Origin of the sequence: Streptomyces sp. NPDC002795 (assembly GCF_042888725.1) — a bacterium.
GTDB lineage: Bacteria > Actinomycetota > Actinomycetes > Streptomycetales > Streptomycetaceae > Streptomyces.
Window position 1 is genome coordinate 447,725 of the sequence record NZ_JBIAQB010000003.1, and the last position, 17,901, is coordinate 465,625.

Here is a 17,901-nt window from a genome sequence, read left to right on the forward strand (position 1 = left end):
GACACGGAAGGCGACCGAATCCCGAGGGGCGGCAGCGGGTGCCGGTCGCCGGGGAGTGCGGCACGCTGGAGACCTACGCGTAGGTGGCCGGAGGTGGCGATGGAGCCCGTGCGGGCGCTGGAACGGATCGCGTTCCTGCTGGAGCGGGAGGGCGCGCCCACCTACCGGGTGCGGGCGTTCCGTACCGCGGCAGGTGTGATCAGCGGGCTGGGGGACGCCGAGGTCGCGCGGCACGTCGCGGCCGGCTCCCTGGAGTCGCTCAAGGGCATCGGCCCCAAGACCGCCGCGGTGATCCGGGAGGCGGCCGCCGGTCAGGTCCCGGACTACCTCACGCACCTGGAGGACGAGCTGGCCCGCACGGTTCCCCTGGAGGGGGAGGCGGGCGTGGAGCTGCGGTCCCTGCTGCGCGGCGACTGTCATCTGCACTCCGACTGGTCGGACGGCGGCAGCCCGATCGAGGAGATGGGCCGCGCCGCCCGGGACATCGGCCACGAGTGGGCGGTGCTCACGGACCACTCGCCGCGACTGACGGTGGCCCGCGGCCTTTCGCCGCAGCGGCTGCGCGAGCAACTGGACGTGGTGGCCGAACTCAACGCGCGCTGGGCGCCGTTCCGCCTGCTGACCGGCATCGAGTGCGACATCCTCGACGACGGTTCGCTCGACCAGGAACCCGAACTGCTCGACCGCCTGGACGTGGTCGTCGTCTCGGTCCACTCCAAGCTGCGGATGGACGCCGCCGCGATGACCCGCCGCCTGGTCGCCGCCGTCGGAAACCCGCACGCCGACATCCTGGGCCACTGCACCGGCCGCCTGGTCACCGGAAAGGGCCGCCCCGAGTCGCGGTTCGACGCCGACGAGGTGTTCGCGGCGTGCGCGGCCGCCGGCACCGCGGTCGAGATCAACAGCCGCCCGGAACGGCTGGACCCGCCCCGCCGACTGCTGCGCAAGGCGGTGGCGGCCGGCACCCTGTTCGCCATCGACACCGATGCCCACGCCCCCGGCCAACTCGACTGGCAGCTCTTCGGCTGTGCCCGCGCCGAGGAATGCGAGGTTCCGGCCGACCGAGTGGTGACCACCTGGCCGGTGGAGAAGTTGCTGGCCTGGACCGGCGACACCTGAGGGGCTCGAAATGCCGTGAAATGACGGAACCGTGCGCACGGTCGCCCTCGTGTACACAACGGGGCCGTCGTGCAGATCATCGAGGTGACCGGGTACGCCGTACGTTCCGCCGTGATCACACTGCGGCGGAGCGGCACACCGCTGGAGTTCGTGCTCTTCCCGATGCTGCACGTCGCGTCGCCGACGTTCTACGCGCAGGTCAAGCGCCGGCTGGCGGAGTGCGACCTCGTCGTCATGGAGGGCATCCGCGGGAAGTCGGCCGTGGTGAGCACCCTCACGCTCGCCTACCGCTTCGCCCCGCGCCGGAGCCGGGGCGGCCTCCAGCAGCAGCGCTGCGACCTGCTGCTCCCCGAGTCCGTGCCGGTCCTGCGCCCGGACGTGACCGCCGCCGAGGCGGTCGCGGACCTGAAGACGCTGCCGCGAGGGACCTACCTGATGATGCTGCTCGCGGCGCCCGTCATGGGGCTGGTCTTCGCGCTGCGCGGGCCGCGCGCCTTCCTCGACGAGGACCTGGCGGTCGACGATCTGCCGACGACCGCGCGCGCGGAGATGCTGGCCGACCATCCGATCGGGCACGCCATGTCCGACCACCGCGACCTGCGGCTGCTCGACGCGCTCGACGGGATCCACGCCGAGCACCACGCCGCACCGCTGCGGGTGGCCGTCGTCTACGGAGCCGGGCACGTCCCGGCGATCGTGGCCGGGCTGCGGGAGCGGCACGGGTACCGGCCCCGGTCCGCGGAGTGGCTCACGGTCTGCGTCCCGGCGTGAACCACCGGCCGGGAAGATCTTGGCGGGCGGACCCCTTTCGAATCCTGGCCGGGGAGGAGATATCTTGATGTCGAGCAATCCGATCCAAGACTGCAGAGACGTGGAAGACGTGGAAGCGGAGCACCCGGTGACTGACTCGACCATTATTTACACGCACACTGACGAGGCCCCGGCCCTCGCGACGTACTCCTTCCTGCCGGTCATCGAGGCTTACGCGTCCACCGCCGGCGTGGGCGTCGAGACCCGTGACATCTCCCTGGCCGGGCGCATCCTCGCCCAGTTCCCGGAGTACCTGACCGAGGACCAGCGCGTCCCGGACACCCTCGCCGAGCTCGGCGAGCTGGCCAAGACGCCGCAGGCCAACATCATCAAGCTGCCGAACATCTCGGCCTCGGTCTCGCAGCTCAAGGCCGCGATCGCCGAGCTGCGCGAGCACGGCTACGCACTCCCGGCCTACCCGGACGAGCCGAAGACCGACGAGGAGCGCGAGGTCGGCGCCCGCTACGACAAGGTCAAGGGCTCCGCCGTCAACCCGGTGCTGCGCGAGGGCAACTCCGACCGCCGCGCCCCCGCCTCGGTGAAGAACTACGCCAAGGCCCACCCGCACCGCATGGGCGCCTGGACCCCCGAGTCCAGGACGAACGTCGCGACCATGGGTGAGAACGACTTCCGCTCGACCGAGAAGTCCACCGTCATCCCGGCCGACGACAAGCTGAAGATCGAACTCGTCGCCGACGACGGCACCACCACCGTGCTGCGCGAGTCCGTACCGGTCCTCGCCGGCGAGGTCGTCGACGCCTCCGTGCTGCACGTCGCGCCGCTGCGCGAGTTCCTTAACCAGCAGATCGCCCGGGCCAAGGAAGAGGGTGTGCTGTTCTCCGCGCACCTGAAGGCCACCATGATGAAGGTCTCCGACCCGATCATCTTCGGCCACGTCGTGCGCGCCTTCTTCCCGGAGACCTTCGCCCGCTTCGGCGCCGACCTGGCCGCCGCGGGCCTCTCCCCGAACGACGGCCTCGGCGGCATCTACAAGGGCCTCGAGACCCTCGCCAACGGCGCCGAGATCAAGGCGTCCTTCGACGCCGAGCTGGCCGCGGGCCCCGACCTGGCCATGGTCGACTCGCACCGCGGCATCACCAACCTGCACGTGCCGTCCGACGTCATCATCGACGCCTCCATGCCCGCGATGATCCGTACGTCCGGCCACATGTGGAACAAGGACGACCAGGAGCAGGACACCCTCGCGGTGATCCCGGACTCCTCGTACGCCGGTGTCTACCAGGCCGTCATCGAGGACTGCCGCGCCAACGGCGCCTTCGACCCGTCGACGATGGGCACCGTCCCGAACGTCGGTCTCATGGCGCAGAAGGCCGAGGAGTACGGCTCGCACGACAAGACCTTCGAGATCGCCACCACCGGCACCGTCCGCGTGCTCAACCAGGCCGGCGACGTCGTCCTGGAGCAGGCCGTCTCCGAGGGCGACATCTTCCGCGCCTGCCAGACCAAGGACGCCCCGATCAAGGACTGGGTCAAGCTCGCCGTCACGCGCGCCCGCGCCACCGGCGACCCGGCCGTGTTCTGGCTCGACGAGGGCCGCGCCCACGACGCGCAGCTGATCAAGAAGGTCGAGCAGTACCTGCCGGAGTTCGACCCCGAGGGCCTGGACATCCGGATCCTCAACCCGGAGGACGCCACCAAGCTCTCCGTCGAGCGCATCCGCCAGGGCCTGAACACCATCTCGGTGACCGGCAACGTGCTGCGCGACTACCTGACCGACCTCTTCCCGATCCTGGAGCTGGGCACCAGCGCCAAGATGCTGTCGGTCGTCCCGCTGATGAACGGCGGCGGCCTCTTCGAGACGGGCGCCGGCGGCTCCGCCCCGAAGCACGTCCAGCAGCTGGTCAAGGAGAACTACCTGCGCTGGGACTCCCTCGGTGAGTTCCTCGCCCTGGCCGTCTCCTTCGAGCACCTCGCCACCACCACGGACAACGCCCGCGCGAAGGTCCTCGGCGAGACCCTGGACCGCGCCACCGGCACCTTCCTCAACGAGGACAAGTCGCCGACCCGTCGCCTCGGCGGCATCGACAACCGCGGCAGCCACTTCTACGTCGCCCTGTACTGGGCCCAGGAGCTGGCCAAGCAGACCGAGGACGCCGAGCTCGCCAAGGCCTTCGGCCCGGTCGCGGAGAAGCTCGCCGCGAACGAGCAGAAGATCGTCGACGAGCTGATCGCCGTCCAGGGCTCCCCGGCCGACATCGGCGGCTACTTCCAGCCCGACTCGGCCAAGGCCGACAAGGTCATGCGCCCGTCGCAGACGCTGAACGAGACGCTGGCCTCGCTCGCCTGATCCCGTTCGCCCGAAGCTCCGCCCCGGTCGGCCCGCGCCGACCGGGGCGGAGCTGTTCACGGAGCGCGGAAGCACCCGTATTTGACGCTCTTCCTACGCCCTGACCTGGGTAAGGTGCAGCGATGAGCACTCTGGATGACGCACGCCCGGGCATGGACCCGGCGATCCGACCGCAGGACGATCTCTTCGGGCATGTCAACGGCCAGTGGCTGGAGACCGAGCCGATCCCCGACGACCGCTCCAGCTGGGGCCCCTTCGTGGAGCTCGTGGACGTGGCCGAGCAGCGGGTCAAGGAGATCATTCAGGAGATCGCGGCCGGCGGCCCCACAAGCCTGGACGCGGACGAGGCGCGAAAGATCGCCGACCTGTACGCGTCGTTCATGGACGAGGAGGCCGTCGAGGCCCGCGGCCTCGACCCGGTACGCCCCCTGATCGAGGAGGCGGCGGCGCTCAGTGACGTGAGGCAGCTGGCCGGCTTCCTCGGCCGCTTCGAGCGCAAGGGCGGCTCCGGCCTGTTCGGCGCCTACATCGACAGCGACGACCGGAACTCCGACCGCTACCTCTTCAACATCCTCCAGGGCGGCATCGGCCTGCCCGACGAGTCGTACTACCGCGAAGAGAAGTTCGCCGAGATCCGCGAGAAGTACGAGGCGTACCTGACCGAGCTGTTCACGCTCGGCGAGCACACCGATCCGGCCGCCGCCGCGCGCACCGTCCTCGCCCTGGAGACCCGGCTCGCCGAGGGGCACTGGGAGCGCGCCGAGACCCGCGACGTACAGAAGACGTACAACCTCACGACCTTCGACGAACTCACCGCGCTCGCCCCGGCGTTCGACTGGCGGAGCTACGTCACCGGGCTCGGCGGCAAGGACGAGACCCTCGCCGAGTCGTGCGTGCGCCAGCCCTCCTACCTCACCCACCTCTCCGCGGTCCTCACCGAGGTGCCGGTCGAGCAGTGGCGCGACTGGCTGCTCGCGCGCGTGCTGCGCTCCGCCGCGCCGTACCTGTCGACGCCGTTCGTGCGCGTCAACTTCGAGTTCTACGGACGCACGCTGAACGGCACGCCGGAGCTGCGCGCCCGCTGGAAGCGCGGCGTCGCCTTCGTCGAGGGCGCCATCGGCGAGTCCGTCGGCAAGGAGTACGTGGCCCGGCACTTCCCGCCGCGCTCCAAGGCGCTCATGGACGAGCTGGTCGCCAACCTCCTCGAGGCGTACCGCCAGTCCATCTCCCGCCTCGACTGGATGACGGACGAGACGAAGGAGCGGGCGTACGAGAAGCTCGCGACGTTCCGGCCGAAGATCGGCTACCCGGACGCGTTCCGTGACTACTCGGGGCTCGCCGTCGTCCCCGACGACCTGCTCGCCAACGCGTACGCCGCCGATGCCTTCGAGCACGACCGGCAGATGGCGAAGATCGGCGCGCCGGTCGACCGCGACGAGTGGTTCATGCTGCCGCAGACCGTGAACGCCTACTACAACCCGGGAACGAATGAGATCTGCTTCCCGGCCGGCATCCTGCAGAAGCCGTTCTTCTCCCCGGACGCCGACGCCGCCGAGAACTACGGCGGCATCGGCGCCGTCATCGGTCACGAGATCGGCCACGGCTTCGACGACCAGGGCGCGCAGTACGACGGACAAGGCAACCTGAACGACTGGTGGACCGCCGACGACAAGTCCGCCTTCGAAGCGAAGTCGAAGGCGCTCATCAAGCAGTACGACGGGTTCTCGCCGCGCAACCTGCCGGGCGAGTTCGTCAACGGGTCGCTGACCGTCGGTGAGAACATCGGCGACCTCGGCGGCCTCACCATCGGCCACACCGCGTACAAGATCGCGCTGGGCGACGCCCCCGTGCCGACCGAGGGTGAACTCACCGGTACGCAGCGGCTGTTCATGAACTGGGCGTACTGCTGGCGCACGAAGCGGCGCACGGAGCAGGAGCAGCAGTACCTGACGATCGACCCGCACTCGCCGCCGGAGTTCCGGGCGAACATCGTGCGGAACCTGGACGAGTTCCATGAGGCGTTCGCCACGAAGGTGGGGGACGGGTTGTGGGTCGCGCCGGGGGACCGGGTGCGGATCTGGTGACGTGATCCTTGGGTAGGGCCGGACGGTTGACGTCGTCCGGCCCTACGTCTCGGGGCTCTGCCCCGGGCCCCGCTGCTCAAGCGCCGCAGGGGCTTGAATGGGTCAGTCCTTCTTCTGGGCCGACTGCAGGGCCGTGATGCACATCGTGATCGCCGACTGCAGCTCCTCAAGGCGCTGCAGCATGTCGTCCTCCACGATGTCGTCGATCTCCTCGGCGGCGACGTCGTCGAACGTCAGCTCCTCGAAGGCCTTCGTGGCCTTCTGCAGACTGCTGTAGAACTTCGCGCGCCGCTCCTGCACCCGCAGCTCGGGGTCCTTCTCGACGGTCTCGGCGACGAGCGTGCGCACGGTGTCGTACGCCTCGCGGGCCCACTCGCCCGCCTCCTCGTCCTCGTCCAGCTCGTCGATGAGGGACAGATGCCGCTCGGCCTCCTCGCGCAGCGCGGGGGACGCCTCGATCTTCTGGCCCGCGGGGGTCTTGACCTGCCCCTCCTCCGCGATCTTGCGCACGTACTCGAGCTGGCCGCCGGTCTTGGTCTCCTCGGCGACGGCCTTCTTCAGGTCGTCCGTGCGCACGATGTCGCGCGCCATGCCCGTGCGCAGCACCGGGTCCTCGTCGAGGCGGTCCATCAGCGCCTTGCGGGCGGCCTCCGCGGTGCCGGGGTCGGCGAGGATCGCGGCCCGCAGCGCGGTCGGGTTCTCCGCGACCTCCAGGGCCTTCGTCGGGCGGATGCCCTCGGCCGCGGCGGCCTCGGTGATCGCCTGACCGCGCACCGAGGTCGCGCTGTTGCGGGAGACGTAGTACGACAACCAGACGTCGGCGTCCGGGAGTTCGATGTCGGCGCCGGGCTCCAGGGACTCGAACTGGGGGACCACGCCGTCGTCCGCCGCGCTGTCCCACGCCTTGTAGAACCGCATGACGCGGTCGGGGGAACAGCCCGCGAGCGCGGCGAACCTCCGCGCCGAGACCTTGGACGACTCCCCGGCGGGCTGCCCGCCGGGACGTACGCTGCGGGCCACCTTCAGGGCGAAGGCCCAGCCTCCGGTGCGGGCGTAGACGCCGAACTCGTGGGCATCGCGGGTGATGGACTCCGGTACGTCGCCGGGGGCCGGGTCGTCGTCGGCCTCCTCGTCGGCGTCGGCCTCGGAGCTCTCCGCGAAGGGGACCTCCGTGGGCGGCGTCCAGAAGCTGTCGGACGCGCTGTCGGACCCGCTCTCGGCGGCCGGGGCGGTGTCGTCCGTGGCAGCGGCGTCCGGGGTCTCGGTGGTCGGCGGGGTCCACATGTTCGCGGTGTCGCCGGGCTCGGCCGTCTCCTCGCTCGCGGGTGCGGCGGCGCTGCTGTCCGGGGCGACGGCCGGCGCGGGCACGGGCTCCGCGAGGGCGGTGTCGCCGGACGGGGTGGCGGCGTCGGACGAGTCGATGGCTACGGACACGTAGGCACTCCTGAGTGATCGGGCGTGTGCGGGTTGACGAGCTACTTTATCGCTCCGATTGAGCCGTTTTGCGCGCGAGTTGTCACCACGGCGCGGCGGACGCGGGTGCGAAGCCGGGGCGGCCCGTCCTGGGCGGCGGCGCGGACGGGCCCGCCATTCGCGGCTCCCCCTTCTGCGAACAGCGGGCCCGTGCTCGGCCTCGACCGTGCACCGCGGCGGGAGGGCGAAGGCACGGGAGGCTCGATACCGCAGCATCTCAGCGCCCGGCCCACGGCGGACGGGGCCAAGGGGCCCTCGCGGTGGGCCGAACGGCCCGGAATCAACCGTCCCGGATCGACCCAGAACCTTCACGCCGTCCGCGCCCCCGCCCCGCGCACCACCCGCAGCAGGTACTCCTTGCGGTGCAGCGGGTCGTGGTCCGTGCGGGAGCGGCGCGGGGTGTCCTCGCGGACCGGGGCGTAGTGGTCGAAGGAGGCCTCCAGGACCCCTTCGCCCCTGGTGAGGGACGGCAGTTGCTGCTCCAGGGCGCGCACCCGTGCCGCGGGGATCAGTCCGTCGACCGTCGTCCACGCCCCGCCGTCCGTCCGCTGCCCCGTCGGCACCGCCCGCAGCCGGGTGATCACCGGCAGTACCGCCCCGTACAGATCGGCCGGGATGTCCAGCCGGAAGTGGTGCATCGGCTCGCACACCGCCGTGCCCGCGCGGGCGAGTGCGCTCATCAGGACGAGCGGGGTCAGCCCGCGGAAGTCGCCCGCCGTGCTCGACATCGACTTGTCGAAGACGGCGTGCGCGTGGCTCTGTCGTGGCGCGTATCCGGAGCGCGTCAGCGTCACCGTGCAGTCGGTGACCTGCCAGCCGAGCAGCCCCTGGCGCAGTGTCCTGTGCACGGTCTCCTCGATGGCCTTGATGAAGGCCAGGGGGAGGGAGCCGAGCTCGATGCCGAGCCGGAACGCGACGCCCGAGCCGACCGGCGCCGGATCGACCCGCAGGCCGATGGTCGCCAGGAACGGGTTCCCTTCGCCCTTCATGACCTCGACCGCCGCACCGGAGCCCGTCGGCCGCTCGACGCACAGCGGCGTCGACGCCCGGAACGTCACGGCGAGCCCGAACTCCTCGGCGAGCGTGGCCTGCACGACCTCCTTCTGCACCTCGCCGTAGAGCGAAAGGAAGATCTCCTGGCGGATGTCGTCCTGCCGCAGGCCGATCAGGGGGTCCTGCTCGGCGAGCTGGGTGAGTGCGGCGAGCAGGGCGCCGCGCAGCCCCGGCCGCTCCGGGTCGACGACCGTCTCCAGGGTCGGAGGCGCGAAGTGGTGCTCTCTCACGGGCACTTGGGGCTCACCGAGGTCGTCCCCGACGCGTACTCCGCCGAGTCCCCACAAGCGCGCCACCTGCCCGGGGCCCACTTCCGTACGCGGTGTGTCAGCCCCGTCCGCGAAGACGCGCACCGACGTCACCCGGTCCTCCCCGCCGCCGGGCAGCGCGAGCCGCTCGCGCACCCGCAGCGTCCCGGTGAACACGCGGGCGTACGCGATCTTCTCGCCGGCCGCGCCGCGCTCCACCTTGAACACGCGTGCGGACAGCGGTAGTTGGGGCAGCTCCTCGGCGGGAGGCAGCAGTCGTGTGATGCCGTCCACGAGGGCGTCGACCCCCGCCCCGGTCATCGCCGAGCCGAAGTACACGGGATGCGCCTCGGTCCGCGCCGTCTGCTCGGCGAGCGCGTCGCGCAGCCAGGCGTACGTGACCGACTCCTCGTCCTTGACGTACGCCTCCAGCAGCGCGTCGTCGCGGGCGGAGAGTACGTCGACCAGGCGGGCGCGATGGTCCGTGTCATGGGCGACGTAGGGGACACAGAGCGCGTCCCGGCTGCCGAGGCCGCGTGTCACCGTGTTCATCGGGACCATGGCGGGAGCCAGTTTGCGGCGCAGGTCGTCGAGGAGTGATGCCTCGCGGGCGCCCGCGCGGTCGACCTTGTTGACGAACACCACGGTGGGGATGCGCAGTCGGCGCAGTGTCCGCATCAGGACGCGGGTCTGCGCCTGCACGCCCTCCACGGCAGAGACGACGAGCACCGCCCCGTCGAGCACCCCGAGCACCCGCTCGACCTCGGCGATGAAGTCGGGGTGGCCAGGTGTGTCCACGAGGTTGACGCTCGTGCCGCGGACCGGGAACGACACCACGGCCGACTTGATGGTGATGCCGCGCCGGCGCTCCAGGTCGAGGGAGTCGGTGCGGGTGCTTCCGTCGTCGACCCGGCCGAGTTCGTCGATCACCCCTGCGGTGTGCAGGAGCCGCTCGGTCAGGCTGGTCTTACCGGCGTCGACGTGCGCGAGAATGCCCAGATTCAGGGTGTGCACTGGCAGTCATGTCCTTGAGGGAGAGGGCAGGGGCCTTCTGAAGGAACATGTCTGCAGTGCGCATGGATCGGTCCTCACGGTCGGGGTGCGCGGCCGGCTGCCGCGTGGAGCTCAGTGCAGCAGTCGGCCGCGCATCCCGGCAACCGAATTACGCGCCGTCGGCGAGCCTCGCCGACCAGCGCTGCTCGACCCTCGCCAGCCGCCAGTAGGCGATCGCCGCCGCCCACACGGCCACGAACAGGCCCACGATCACGTACCCGACGTTGTCGAGGTCGAGCCCGGCGATCCACCCGGTGACGGCGTCGCTGAGGGCGAGCTTGTCGTGCAGGACGCCGACGAGTTCGATCGTGCCGATGAAGAACGCGACCGCGATCGAAAGACCGGTGATGGTGAGGTTGTAGAACACCTTGCGCACCGGGTTGGAGAACGCCCACTGGTAGGCGAAGTTCATGAACGTGCCGTCGAGCGTGTCGAACAGGCTCATGCCCGCGGCGAACAGCAGCGGCAGGCACAGGATCGCGTACCACGGCAGGCCCGCCGCGGCGCCGCTGCCCGCCATCACCATCAGCGTCACCTCGGTCGCGGTGTCGAAGCCGAGCCCGAAGAGAAAGCCGAGCGGGAACATCTGCCCCGGGCGGGTGATGGACTTGGTGAAGCGGCCGAGGATCCGGTTCATGAACCCGCGGGAGTCCAGGTGCTCCTCCAGCTTGCGCTCGTCGTAGGAGCCCGCGCGCATCGCCTTGAAGACCTTCAGGATGCCCATCAGGGCCACGAGGTTGAGCGCCGCGATGAGGTACAGGAACGTACCGGAGACGGTCGTGCCGACGGCGCCGAGCACCTGGTGGGTGCGTGACTCGTCGTTCAGCAGCGTGCCCGCGAGCGCCGCGCCGCCCGCGACGAGCGCCGCCATCGCGACGACCACGCTGGAGTGGCCGAGCGCGAACCAGAAGCCGACCGAGACGGGTCGCTTGCCGTCGGCCATCAGCTTGCGGGTGGTGTTGTCGATGGCCGCGATGTGGTCGGCGTCGAAGGCGTGCCGCATGCCGAGCGTGTACGCCGTGATGCCGAGGCCGATACCGAAGGCCTTGTTGCCCACTTCGTAGTGCTCGGGGACGACGAGAAGGAACAGCACGCCGAACGCGACGACGTGCAGCGCGGCGATCACCGCGATCAGTCCTGCCGTGCGCAGCGTGTCCTCGCGGCGCCAACGGAAGGCAGGGGGAGGGGAGTTCAGGGCAGGGGAATTCTGGGAGTTCCCGGGCAGGGTCATGCGTCGATCACGCTCCAGCACCTCGTGGATCACTTCGTGAGATGCCGCGGCCGGTCTCCTGGCTTACGGGTGTGCCCGCCGCTCCGGCCTTCCCAGCGGCCGACGGCCGCCAGTGGCGTACAGGGTGGAACGACGCGCTCCGGACGGCGCTGTCCGAAACCCGATCACAGTGGCGAGGGCCGCTCCGGAATGAGCCCCTGAAGGGCTGTCACCGGCTTCCCGAGCACCACGGCCCGACCACCCTACTACCTACTCAAAAGCGCGCTCGCGGGCCCGGTGGATCTCCTCGTAGGCCTTCTCCCGGCCCTCCCAGTGGGACCCCGCGACCGACTTGCCCGGCTCCAGATCCTTGTAGACCTCGAAGAAATGGGTGATCTCCAGGCGGTCGAACTCGGGGATGTCCCCGATGTCCCGGGTCGCGTCGTGCCGAGGATCGTGCGCGGGGACGCACAGCACCTTCTCGTCCGGGCCCTTCTCGTCGCTCATCACGAACATGCCGATCGCCCGGCACTCGACGACGCAGCCGGGGAACGTCGCGTCGCCGGTCAGGACGAGCGCGTCCAGCGGGTCGCCGTCGCCGCCGAGCGTGCCCTCGATGTAGCCGTAGTCCGCGGGGTACTGCGTCGACGTGAACAGCATCCGGTCGAGCCGGATCCGGCCGAGATCGTGGTCCATCTCGTACTTGTTCCGTGAGCCCTGCGGGATCTCCACGATCACGTCGAACGCCTCGGCGCGTGCCTGACTGCTGCCCAATGTGGCCTCCTTGCCGCATTCCGACGCCCATGAGTGTGCGCCGTACCGGGCAAGGGCGGAACCCCTCAGGCGGCGGGGGGAATGGGGAATTCGAGTTCGGGTCGGTCCCAGGCGACGGCCGGCGGGCGCGCGGGCACCGTGCCGGTGCGGTGCGCGCCCATGCCGCGGTAGAAGCCCTCGGCGGGCGGGTGCGCGACGACGCGTACGTGATCGAGGCCGGCTGCGAGGGCCCGCTCCCGCATGTGGTCGACGAGCAGCCGGCCGATGCCCCGGCCCTGCGCCTCGTCCGCGACGAACATCAGGTCCAGCTCCGGCGGCTCGGTGAGCAGCGCGTAGAAGCCGAGTACCCGCCCGTCGGCCTGATCCACCGCTACGTAGACGTGGTGCGCCTCTACGTAGTCGGGCCCCACTCGATAGCCCGCGACCATGGAGGCGTAGGGGTCCCGGTAGGCGCTGGAGCCGCGCACGAGGCGGGTGAGGCGCCGGGCGTCCTGGGTGGTGGCCCGCCGGATGGTGATCGAGGGGCCCCCTCCGCGGCGCGTAATACTCGCGTTCATGTGTCGAGTATTACGTATTCGGTAGCGCATTCGGGGGCGGGGTCAGGCGGCCGGCACCGTGGACCGGGCCTGGCGCAGGAACGTGGCGTTGTCCGGGGTCTGGCGCAGCTTGTCGAGAAGCGCCTCGTAGGAAGCGGCCGGGTCGCGGCTCTGGAGGGCGCGCCGCAGTCCGCGGACGACGCTCAACTCAGCGGCGGGGAACAGGAGTTCCTCGCGGCGGGTGCCGGAGGGGATGAGCTCGACGGCCGGGTGGACGCGGCGCTGCGCCAGGGTGCGGTCGAGGCGCAGCTCCATGTTGCCGGTGCTCTTGAGCTCCTCGAAGTAGTAGTCGTCGGCGCGGGAACCGGTGTCGACGAGGGTGGTGGCGAGGATGGTCAGCGAACCGGCCTCCTCGGCGTCGCGGGCCGCGCCGAAGAAGCGCTTCGGCCCGTGCAGGGCGGCCGCGTCGACACCGCCCGACAGGGTGCGGCCGCTGGTGGAGGCGGCGTTGTTGTGCGCCCGGCACAGCCGGGTGAGGGAGTCGAGGAGGATCACGACGTCGCGGCCCCGCTCGGTGAGGCGCTTGGCGCGCTCGACCGCGAGTTCGGCGAGCGCGATGTGTTCCTTCGCCGGGCGGTCGAACGTCGAGGCGTAGACCTCGCCGCGTACGGAGCGGCGCATGTCGGTGACCTCCTCGGGGCGCTCGTCGACGAGCACCACCATGAGGTGGACCTCGGGGTGGTTGGCGGCGAACGCGGCGGCGAGCTGTTGCAGCAGCACCGTCTTGCCGGTCTTCGGCGGGGCGACGATCAGGCCGCGCTGCCCCTTGCCGACGGGCGTGAACAGGTCGACGACCCGTCCGGCCAGCCCCGCGGCCGGGTGCTCCAGGCGGAACCGCTCGCTGGGGTGGAGCGGGGTGAGGTCGGCGAAGTGCGGGCGGCGGCGGCTCGCGTCCGCGGGGGCGCCGTCGAGGGTCTCGACGTGTACGAGGCCGCGCGGCTTCCCGCACGTCCCCTCGACGAAGTCGCCCTTGCGCAGGCCCAGTCGGCGGATGAGGTGGGCGGGGACCTGGACGTCGTGCGACGTGGGCTCCAGGTCGGCCGCCCGCAGGAAACCGGCCCCGTTCCCGCCGATGTCGAGGACGCCGGCGGCGCGGACGGATTCTTGGGGTGGGGCGGGGGTGGTGCTCGTGGTGGTGGCCGTGGTCATGGTGATCACAGGTCCTTTCGCGGGCCGGGCCGCGGACGCGGCAGGCATACAGAGGCAGGGAAGGGGTGGGATCCGGCGAGTGGCGGGGGCGGCTGAGCGCGCCCCGCGGCCGAGGAGAACCTGGCGGGTACGGCGACGGGTGAAGAGCCCGCCAGAAGCCGCTGACCAGGGATGACGTGCGCAGTATGGCGACGGGAACACCGTCGAACCAGGAGCGCTGAAGAGAGAGATTCGGTACCGGCGCCTCGAAACGGGCGAGCACATGTACCGCTAAGACCGTACCACCAGAAGCCTGCCGCGCGGCAAGCCCCGACGTCGGCCCCGGCACGCCCTATGCTGATCCGCCATGTTCACCGATCAGGGCCCCACCCTCCGCGAGCTGGCCGTTCAGGCACTGTCCTCGGTCGAGCGGGGGTACGACCTGCTGGCGCCGAAATTCGACCACACACCGTTCCGCACCCCGGATGTCGTGCTGGACGCGGTGGGCCGCACGCTCGCCGGACTCGGCCCGTACGACACCGGGCTCGACCTGTGCTGCGGCACGGGGGCGGGCCTGCGCGTGCTGCGTGAGGCGGGTGTCGGGCGGGCCGTGGGCGTCGACTTCAGCGGCGGGATGCTGGATGTCGCGAGGCGCGGTGAGCCGGCGGCCGACTGCGTGCGAGCGGACGCGCTGGCACTGCCCTTCGGTGAGGTCTTCGACCTGGTGGTGAGCTTCGGGGCGTTCGGACACTTCCTGCCGCGCGAGTGGCCGCGACTGTTCTCCGAGGTGTGCCAAGTGCTGCGCCCGGGCGGGCAGTTCGCGTTCCCGCTGCCCGCGCCTGCGGGCCCTGGATCGGTGGGCTACTGGGCGATGCTCGGTTTCGACGGTGCGATGCGGGTGCGCAACGCGGTGTGGCGGCCCCCGTTCGTCATGTACTACCGGCCGTTCCGGCTCGGCGACGTACGGAGGGAGTTGGACCGCGCCGGGTTCGATGTGGCGCTGCACGCGCTGCCCGAGCTCGGCGAGCGGGCCGACGGCAGCCCGCGGTGCAGGCTGGTCGTGGCCACGCGCCGCTGACGGGCCCGCCGGATAGCGCCCCGGCCCCGCCGCGCCTAGCGTGGTCCCATACCTGCCGGGCCGCGTCGTGCCCGGCGGCCGACCGAAGGGTGTCGCGCATGTCCGCTCGTCCTGAAGGCGCGCCGGTCTGGGCCGACGCCATGTTCCCCGACCTGGAGGCCGCGAAGGGCTTCTACACGGAGCTGTTCGGCTGGACCTACGACGAGGGCAGCGCCGAGTTCGGCAACTACACGCAGGCCAGGACGCCCGACGGCAAGCGCGTCGCGGCTCTCGTGCCGCAGATGCCCGGCGCGGAGGGCGTGCACCCCGCCTGGAACCTGTACCTCGCCACCGCGGACATCGAGTCGGTCGCCGAGCGGATCAGGGACGCGGGCGGCAGTCTCATGATGGACCCGATGCAGGTCGCCTCGTTCGGCACGATGGTCACCGCCCAAGACCCGGCGGGCGTCGTCTTCAGCGTCTGGCAGCCCGACACCCACGAGGGCTTCGAGAAGGTCAACGAGCCCGGCGCGTTCTGCTGGGCCGAGGTCAACACCCGCAACGCCGCGAGGACCGACTCCTTCTTCCCTGCCGTCTTCAATTACGACGTGCACAAGATGGCCGACGAGCAGATGGACTTCAACGTCTGGAACCTGGCCGGCGAACCGGCCATGGGCCGCTTGCAGATGACGGACGACTTCCCCGCCGAGGTCCCCTCGCACATCAACGTGTACTTCGTCGTCGAGGACTGCGACGCGGCCGTCGACACCGTCCAACGCCTGGGCGGCCAGCTGTACTTCGGGCCGATGGACAGCCCGTTCGGCCGGTTCGCGACGGTCGGGGACCCGCAGGGCGCGGCGTTCTCCGTCATCGACGTGAGTGCGGCCAAGGGCGAGATGCCGGACATCGGCTGACGCTCAGTCGGATCCGGGAAGAGTGAACCCCAGCTCCTGAGAGGCGAGTTGGGGAGTCGGCTGTGCCCAGCGCCTCACCGTGACACTGCTCTGCGTCGACGACAGGGAGCGCATCTCGGCCCGGTCCAGGTAGAGCGTGCCGTTCAGATGGTCCGTCTCGTGCTGCACGATCCGCGCGGGCCAGCCCGTGAACTCCTCGTCCACCGCGCGCCCTTGCCCGTCGAGGGCGCGCAGTCGAACGCGCTCGTGCCGGGCGACCGCGGCCTGGTAGCCCGGCACGCTCAAGCACCCTTCGTAGAGCCCCACTTGGCGCTCGCCCACGGGCTCGAAGGCCGGATTGACCAGTACGCGGAACGGCTGCGGCGTCCGCCCCCGCGCGACCCGCAGCTCCTCGCTCACGGCCGCCGCGTCCTCGATGACCGCGAGCCGCAGCGGCACCCCGATCTGCGGCGCGGCCAGGCCCACGCCGGGCGCGGCATGCATCGTGACCCGCATCGCGGCGATCAGCCGGGCGAGCAGCTCGTCCGGGAGCTGCCCGTCGACGGACTCGGCGGGGCGGCGCAGGACCGGGTCGCCCGCCGCGACGATCGGCAGTGGCTGCTCGGCGGCTCCGGCCAGTAGGGACTCGACGTGATCAGTCAGTGACGTGAACGGCATCGCGCCAGGATGCCAAGCGTGGTCGCGCGTCGACAACGGGGGTGGGGGAATGCCTCGGCCGCACCGACGGTTCTGATCCTGTGGCCGCCCTGACGGATGGGGCGGCAGTGGCACAGGAGAAGGTTCGAAGGTTCCGACGGATGACGCAGACGCAGCCGCAGACGCAGATGTACGCAGCACACGAGGGCACCACGGGTCCCGCACCGCACACCGGCGGCGGGTTCCACCCCCTCGACCACCCCGCGTACGCCGCGCTCACAGGACCGCACGCGCACTTCGCCGAGTGGAGCGGCCGGGCCCTGCGCTATCCCACCGACGTCACGCCGTGGACCGCGCTGCCCCCTGACCCCGGCCCCGCGGACTGGGCCGATCTCGCCGCCTTCGCCGCCCCCGACGGAACGCTGCCGCTGCTCGGCACCGACGTCGGGCTGCCGGACGGGTGGGAGGCGACGGTGGATCACGCGGGCGTGCGCATGGTCGGTGACGCGGTGGACGCGGCCCTGGACCCGGAGGCCGTCGTGCTCACCGCCGACGACGTGCCGGAGATGCTCGACCTGGTGGCCCGCACCCGGCCGGGCCCGTTCACGCCCCGCACCATAGAACTCGGCACGTACCTGGGGATCCGCCAGGGCGGCACGCTCGTCGCGATGGCGGGGGAGCGCCTGCACCTGCCGGGACACACCGAGATCAGCGCCGTGTGCACCGACCCGGACCAGCGGGGCAAGGGCCTCGCGGGGCGTCTGGTGAAGGCCGTCGCGGCCGTGGTCCGGGAGCGTGGCGAGACGCCGTTCCTGCACACCGGCGCGGCCAACACGAGTGCGATCCGCCTGTACGAGTCCCTGGGCTTCCACCTGCGCAACACGACCCGCTTCCGCACGGTGCGCGCGCCGCGATAGCGCGGGGTGTGCTCTACGCGCCGGGCTCCTCCTGGGCCGCGTGGTTGTAGCGCACCAGGTAGTCGGCGAAACGCTCCAGGTCCTCCTCCGGCCAGTCCGCCAGGCGGTCGCCGAAGATCTGGCGGCGGTTGACGGTCACCTGGCGCAGGAGGTCGGCGCCGGCCTCGGTCGGGTGCAGGACCTGGACCCGGTGGTCGTCGGGGTCGACGCGGCGGATCACGAGGCCTGCCCGCTGAAGGGTGGCCACCTGGCGGCTGACGGTCGACTTGTCGAGGGCGTAGTGCGCCGCCAGGTCCGTGGCGCGGCAGCCGCCCCGCTCGTCGAGGTGGGCGAGCAGCGAGTACGAGACGAGCGAGAGCTCGGGGTGCATCCGGGCGGCGGTGGCCCGCGCGCGCCGTGCGAACGAGGTCAGCTCGCGCTGAATGGTCTCCACGGCCGCCTCGCGGTCGGCCGGGTGATCTGGCTGTGCCACGGCGGTTCCTTTCGGGATGCTCGTTGCACTCTACAACCCAGCTCGCCCC

At 71.0% G+C, this 17,901-nt stretch carries 15 protein-coding genes and 1 riboswitch; of the genes, 7 read left to right on the forward strand and 8 right to left on the reverse strand.

What is annotated here, in order from left to right; genetic code table 11:
• The first annotated feature begins 99 nt into the window (after window positions 1-99).
• From ACFYWS_RS11370 to ACFYWS_RS11385, 4 genes are all read left to right on the forward strand, one after another.
• Window positions 100-1,119, forward strand: coding sequence for a PHP domain-containing protein (locus tag ACFYWS_RS11370; RefSeq protein WP_389274078.1), 1,020 nt, complete (start codon window positions 100-102; stop codon window positions 1,117-1,119).
• A gap of 69 nt (window positions 1,120-1,188) precedes the next feature.
• Window positions 1,189-1,890, forward strand: coding sequence for a hypothetical protein (locus tag ACFYWS_RS11375; RefSeq protein ID WP_389273017.1), 702 nt, complete (start codon window positions 1,189-1,191; stop codon window positions 1,888-1,890).
• A 127-nt stretch (window positions 1,891-2,017) separates the two neighbouring features.
• A complete protein-coding gene (locus ACFYWS_RS11380; RefSeq protein ID WP_389273020.1) occupies window positions 2,018-4,237 on the forward strand; it encodes an NADP-dependent isocitrate dehydrogenase in 2,220 nt (739 codons plus the stop codon).
• 122 nt (window positions 4,238-4,359) lie between these two features.
• Window positions 4,360-6,321: a M13 family metallopeptidase gene (locus tag ACFYWS_RS11385; RefSeq protein WP_389273023.1), complete on the forward strand. Its 1,962-nt coding sequence runs from the start codon at window positions 4,360-4,362 to the stop codon at window positions 6,319-6,321.
• Window positions 6,322-6,423: 102 nt separating this feature from the next.
• Here ACFYWS_RS11385 and ACFYWS_RS11390 read toward each other — a convergent pair whose 3' ends face one another.
• From ACFYWS_RS11390 to rho, 6 genes are all read right to left on the reverse strand, one after another.
• Window positions 6,424-7,755, reverse strand: a complete 1,332-nt coding sequence (locus ACFYWS_RS11390; RefSeq protein WP_389273026.1) for a hypothetical protein — start codon at window positions 7,753-7,755, stop codon at window positions 6,424-6,426.
• A gap of 347 nt (window positions 7,756-8,102) precedes the next feature.
• Window positions 8,103-10,109: a GTP-binding protein gene (locus ACFYWS_RS11395; protein WP_389273029.1), complete on the reverse strand. Its 2,007-nt coding sequence runs from the start codon at window positions 10,107-10,109 to the stop codon at window positions 8,103-8,105.
• Between the two features lie 148 nt (window positions 10,110-10,257).
• The gene (locus ACFYWS_RS11400) at window positions 10,258-11,379 is read right to left on the reverse strand and encodes a HoxN/HupN/NixA family nickel/cobalt transporter (protein WP_389273032.1); all 1,122 of its coding nucleotides are present in this window, start codon (window positions 11,377-11,379) and stop codon (window positions 10,258-10,260) included.
• A gap of 30 nt (window positions 11,380-11,409) precedes the next feature.
• Window positions 11,410-11,639: riboswitch (cobalamin riboswitch) on the reverse strand.
• On the reverse strand, window positions 11,629-12,132 hold the full coding sequence (locus tag ACFYWS_RS11405; protein ID WP_389273035.1) for an inorganic diphosphatase: 504 nt from the start codon (window positions 12,130-12,132) through the stop codon (window positions 11,629-11,631). Its footprint overlaps the riboswitch before it by 11 nt.
• A 65-nt stretch (window positions 12,133-12,197) precedes the next feature.
• Window positions 12,198-12,689, reverse strand: a complete 492-nt coding sequence (locus ACFYWS_RS11410; protein WP_389273038.1) for a GNAT family N-acetyltransferase — start codon at window positions 12,687-12,689, stop codon at window positions 12,198-12,200.
• Between the two features lie 42 nt (window positions 12,690-12,731).
• Window positions 12,732-13,925 carry a transcription termination factor Rho gene (gene rho / locus ACFYWS_RS11415; RefSeq protein ID WP_389273041.1) on the reverse strand — a complete coding sequence of 398 codons (1,194 nt, stop codon included), beginning with the start codon at window positions 13,923-13,925 and terminating at the stop codon, window positions 12,732-12,734.
• Window positions 13,926-14,223: 298 nt separating this feature from the next.
• On the opposite strand from rho, the gene ACFYWS_RS11420 reads away from it, so the two are divergent.
• Together ACFYWS_RS11420 and ACFYWS_RS11425 are read left to right on the forward strand one after the other, a co-directional pair.
• Entirely contained in the window at window positions 14,224-14,934 is a 711-nt protein-coding gene (locus tag ACFYWS_RS11420; RefSeq protein WP_389273044.1) for a class I SAM-dependent methyltransferase, read from the forward strand.
• A gap of 98 nt (window positions 14,935-15,032) precedes the next feature.
• Window positions 15,033-15,827, forward strand: a complete 795-nt coding sequence (locus ACFYWS_RS11425) for a VOC family protein (RefSeq protein WP_389273047.1) — start codon at window positions 15,033-15,035, stop codon at window positions 15,825-15,827.
• A 3-nt stretch (window positions 15,828-15,830) separates the two neighbouring features.
• Here the strand turns inward: ACFYWS_RS11425 and def are convergent, their stop codons facing one another.
• Complete coding sequence (gene def, locus ACFYWS_RS11430) at window positions 15,831-16,484, reverse strand: peptide deformylase (RefSeq protein ID WP_389273050.1); 654 nt, start codon at window positions 16,482-16,484, stop codon at window positions 15,831-15,833.
• A 140-nt stretch (window positions 16,485-16,624) separates the two neighbouring features.
• On the opposite strand from def, the gene ACFYWS_RS11435 reads away from it, so the two are divergent.
• A complete protein-coding gene (locus tag ACFYWS_RS11435; protein WP_389273053.1) occupies window positions 16,625-17,380 on the forward strand; it encodes a GNAT family N-acetyltransferase in 756 nt (251 codons plus the stop codon).
• Between the two features lie 13 nt (window positions 17,381-17,393).
• On the opposite strand, the gene ACFYWS_RS11440 is transcribed toward ACFYWS_RS11435, so the two are convergent.
• Complete coding sequence (locus tag ACFYWS_RS11440) at window positions 17,394-17,852, reverse strand: MarR family winged helix-turn-helix transcriptional regulator (RefSeq protein WP_389273056.1); 459 nt, start codon at window positions 17,850-17,852, stop codon at window positions 17,394-17,396.
• Between the last annotated feature and the right edge of the window lie 49 nt (window positions 17,853-17,901).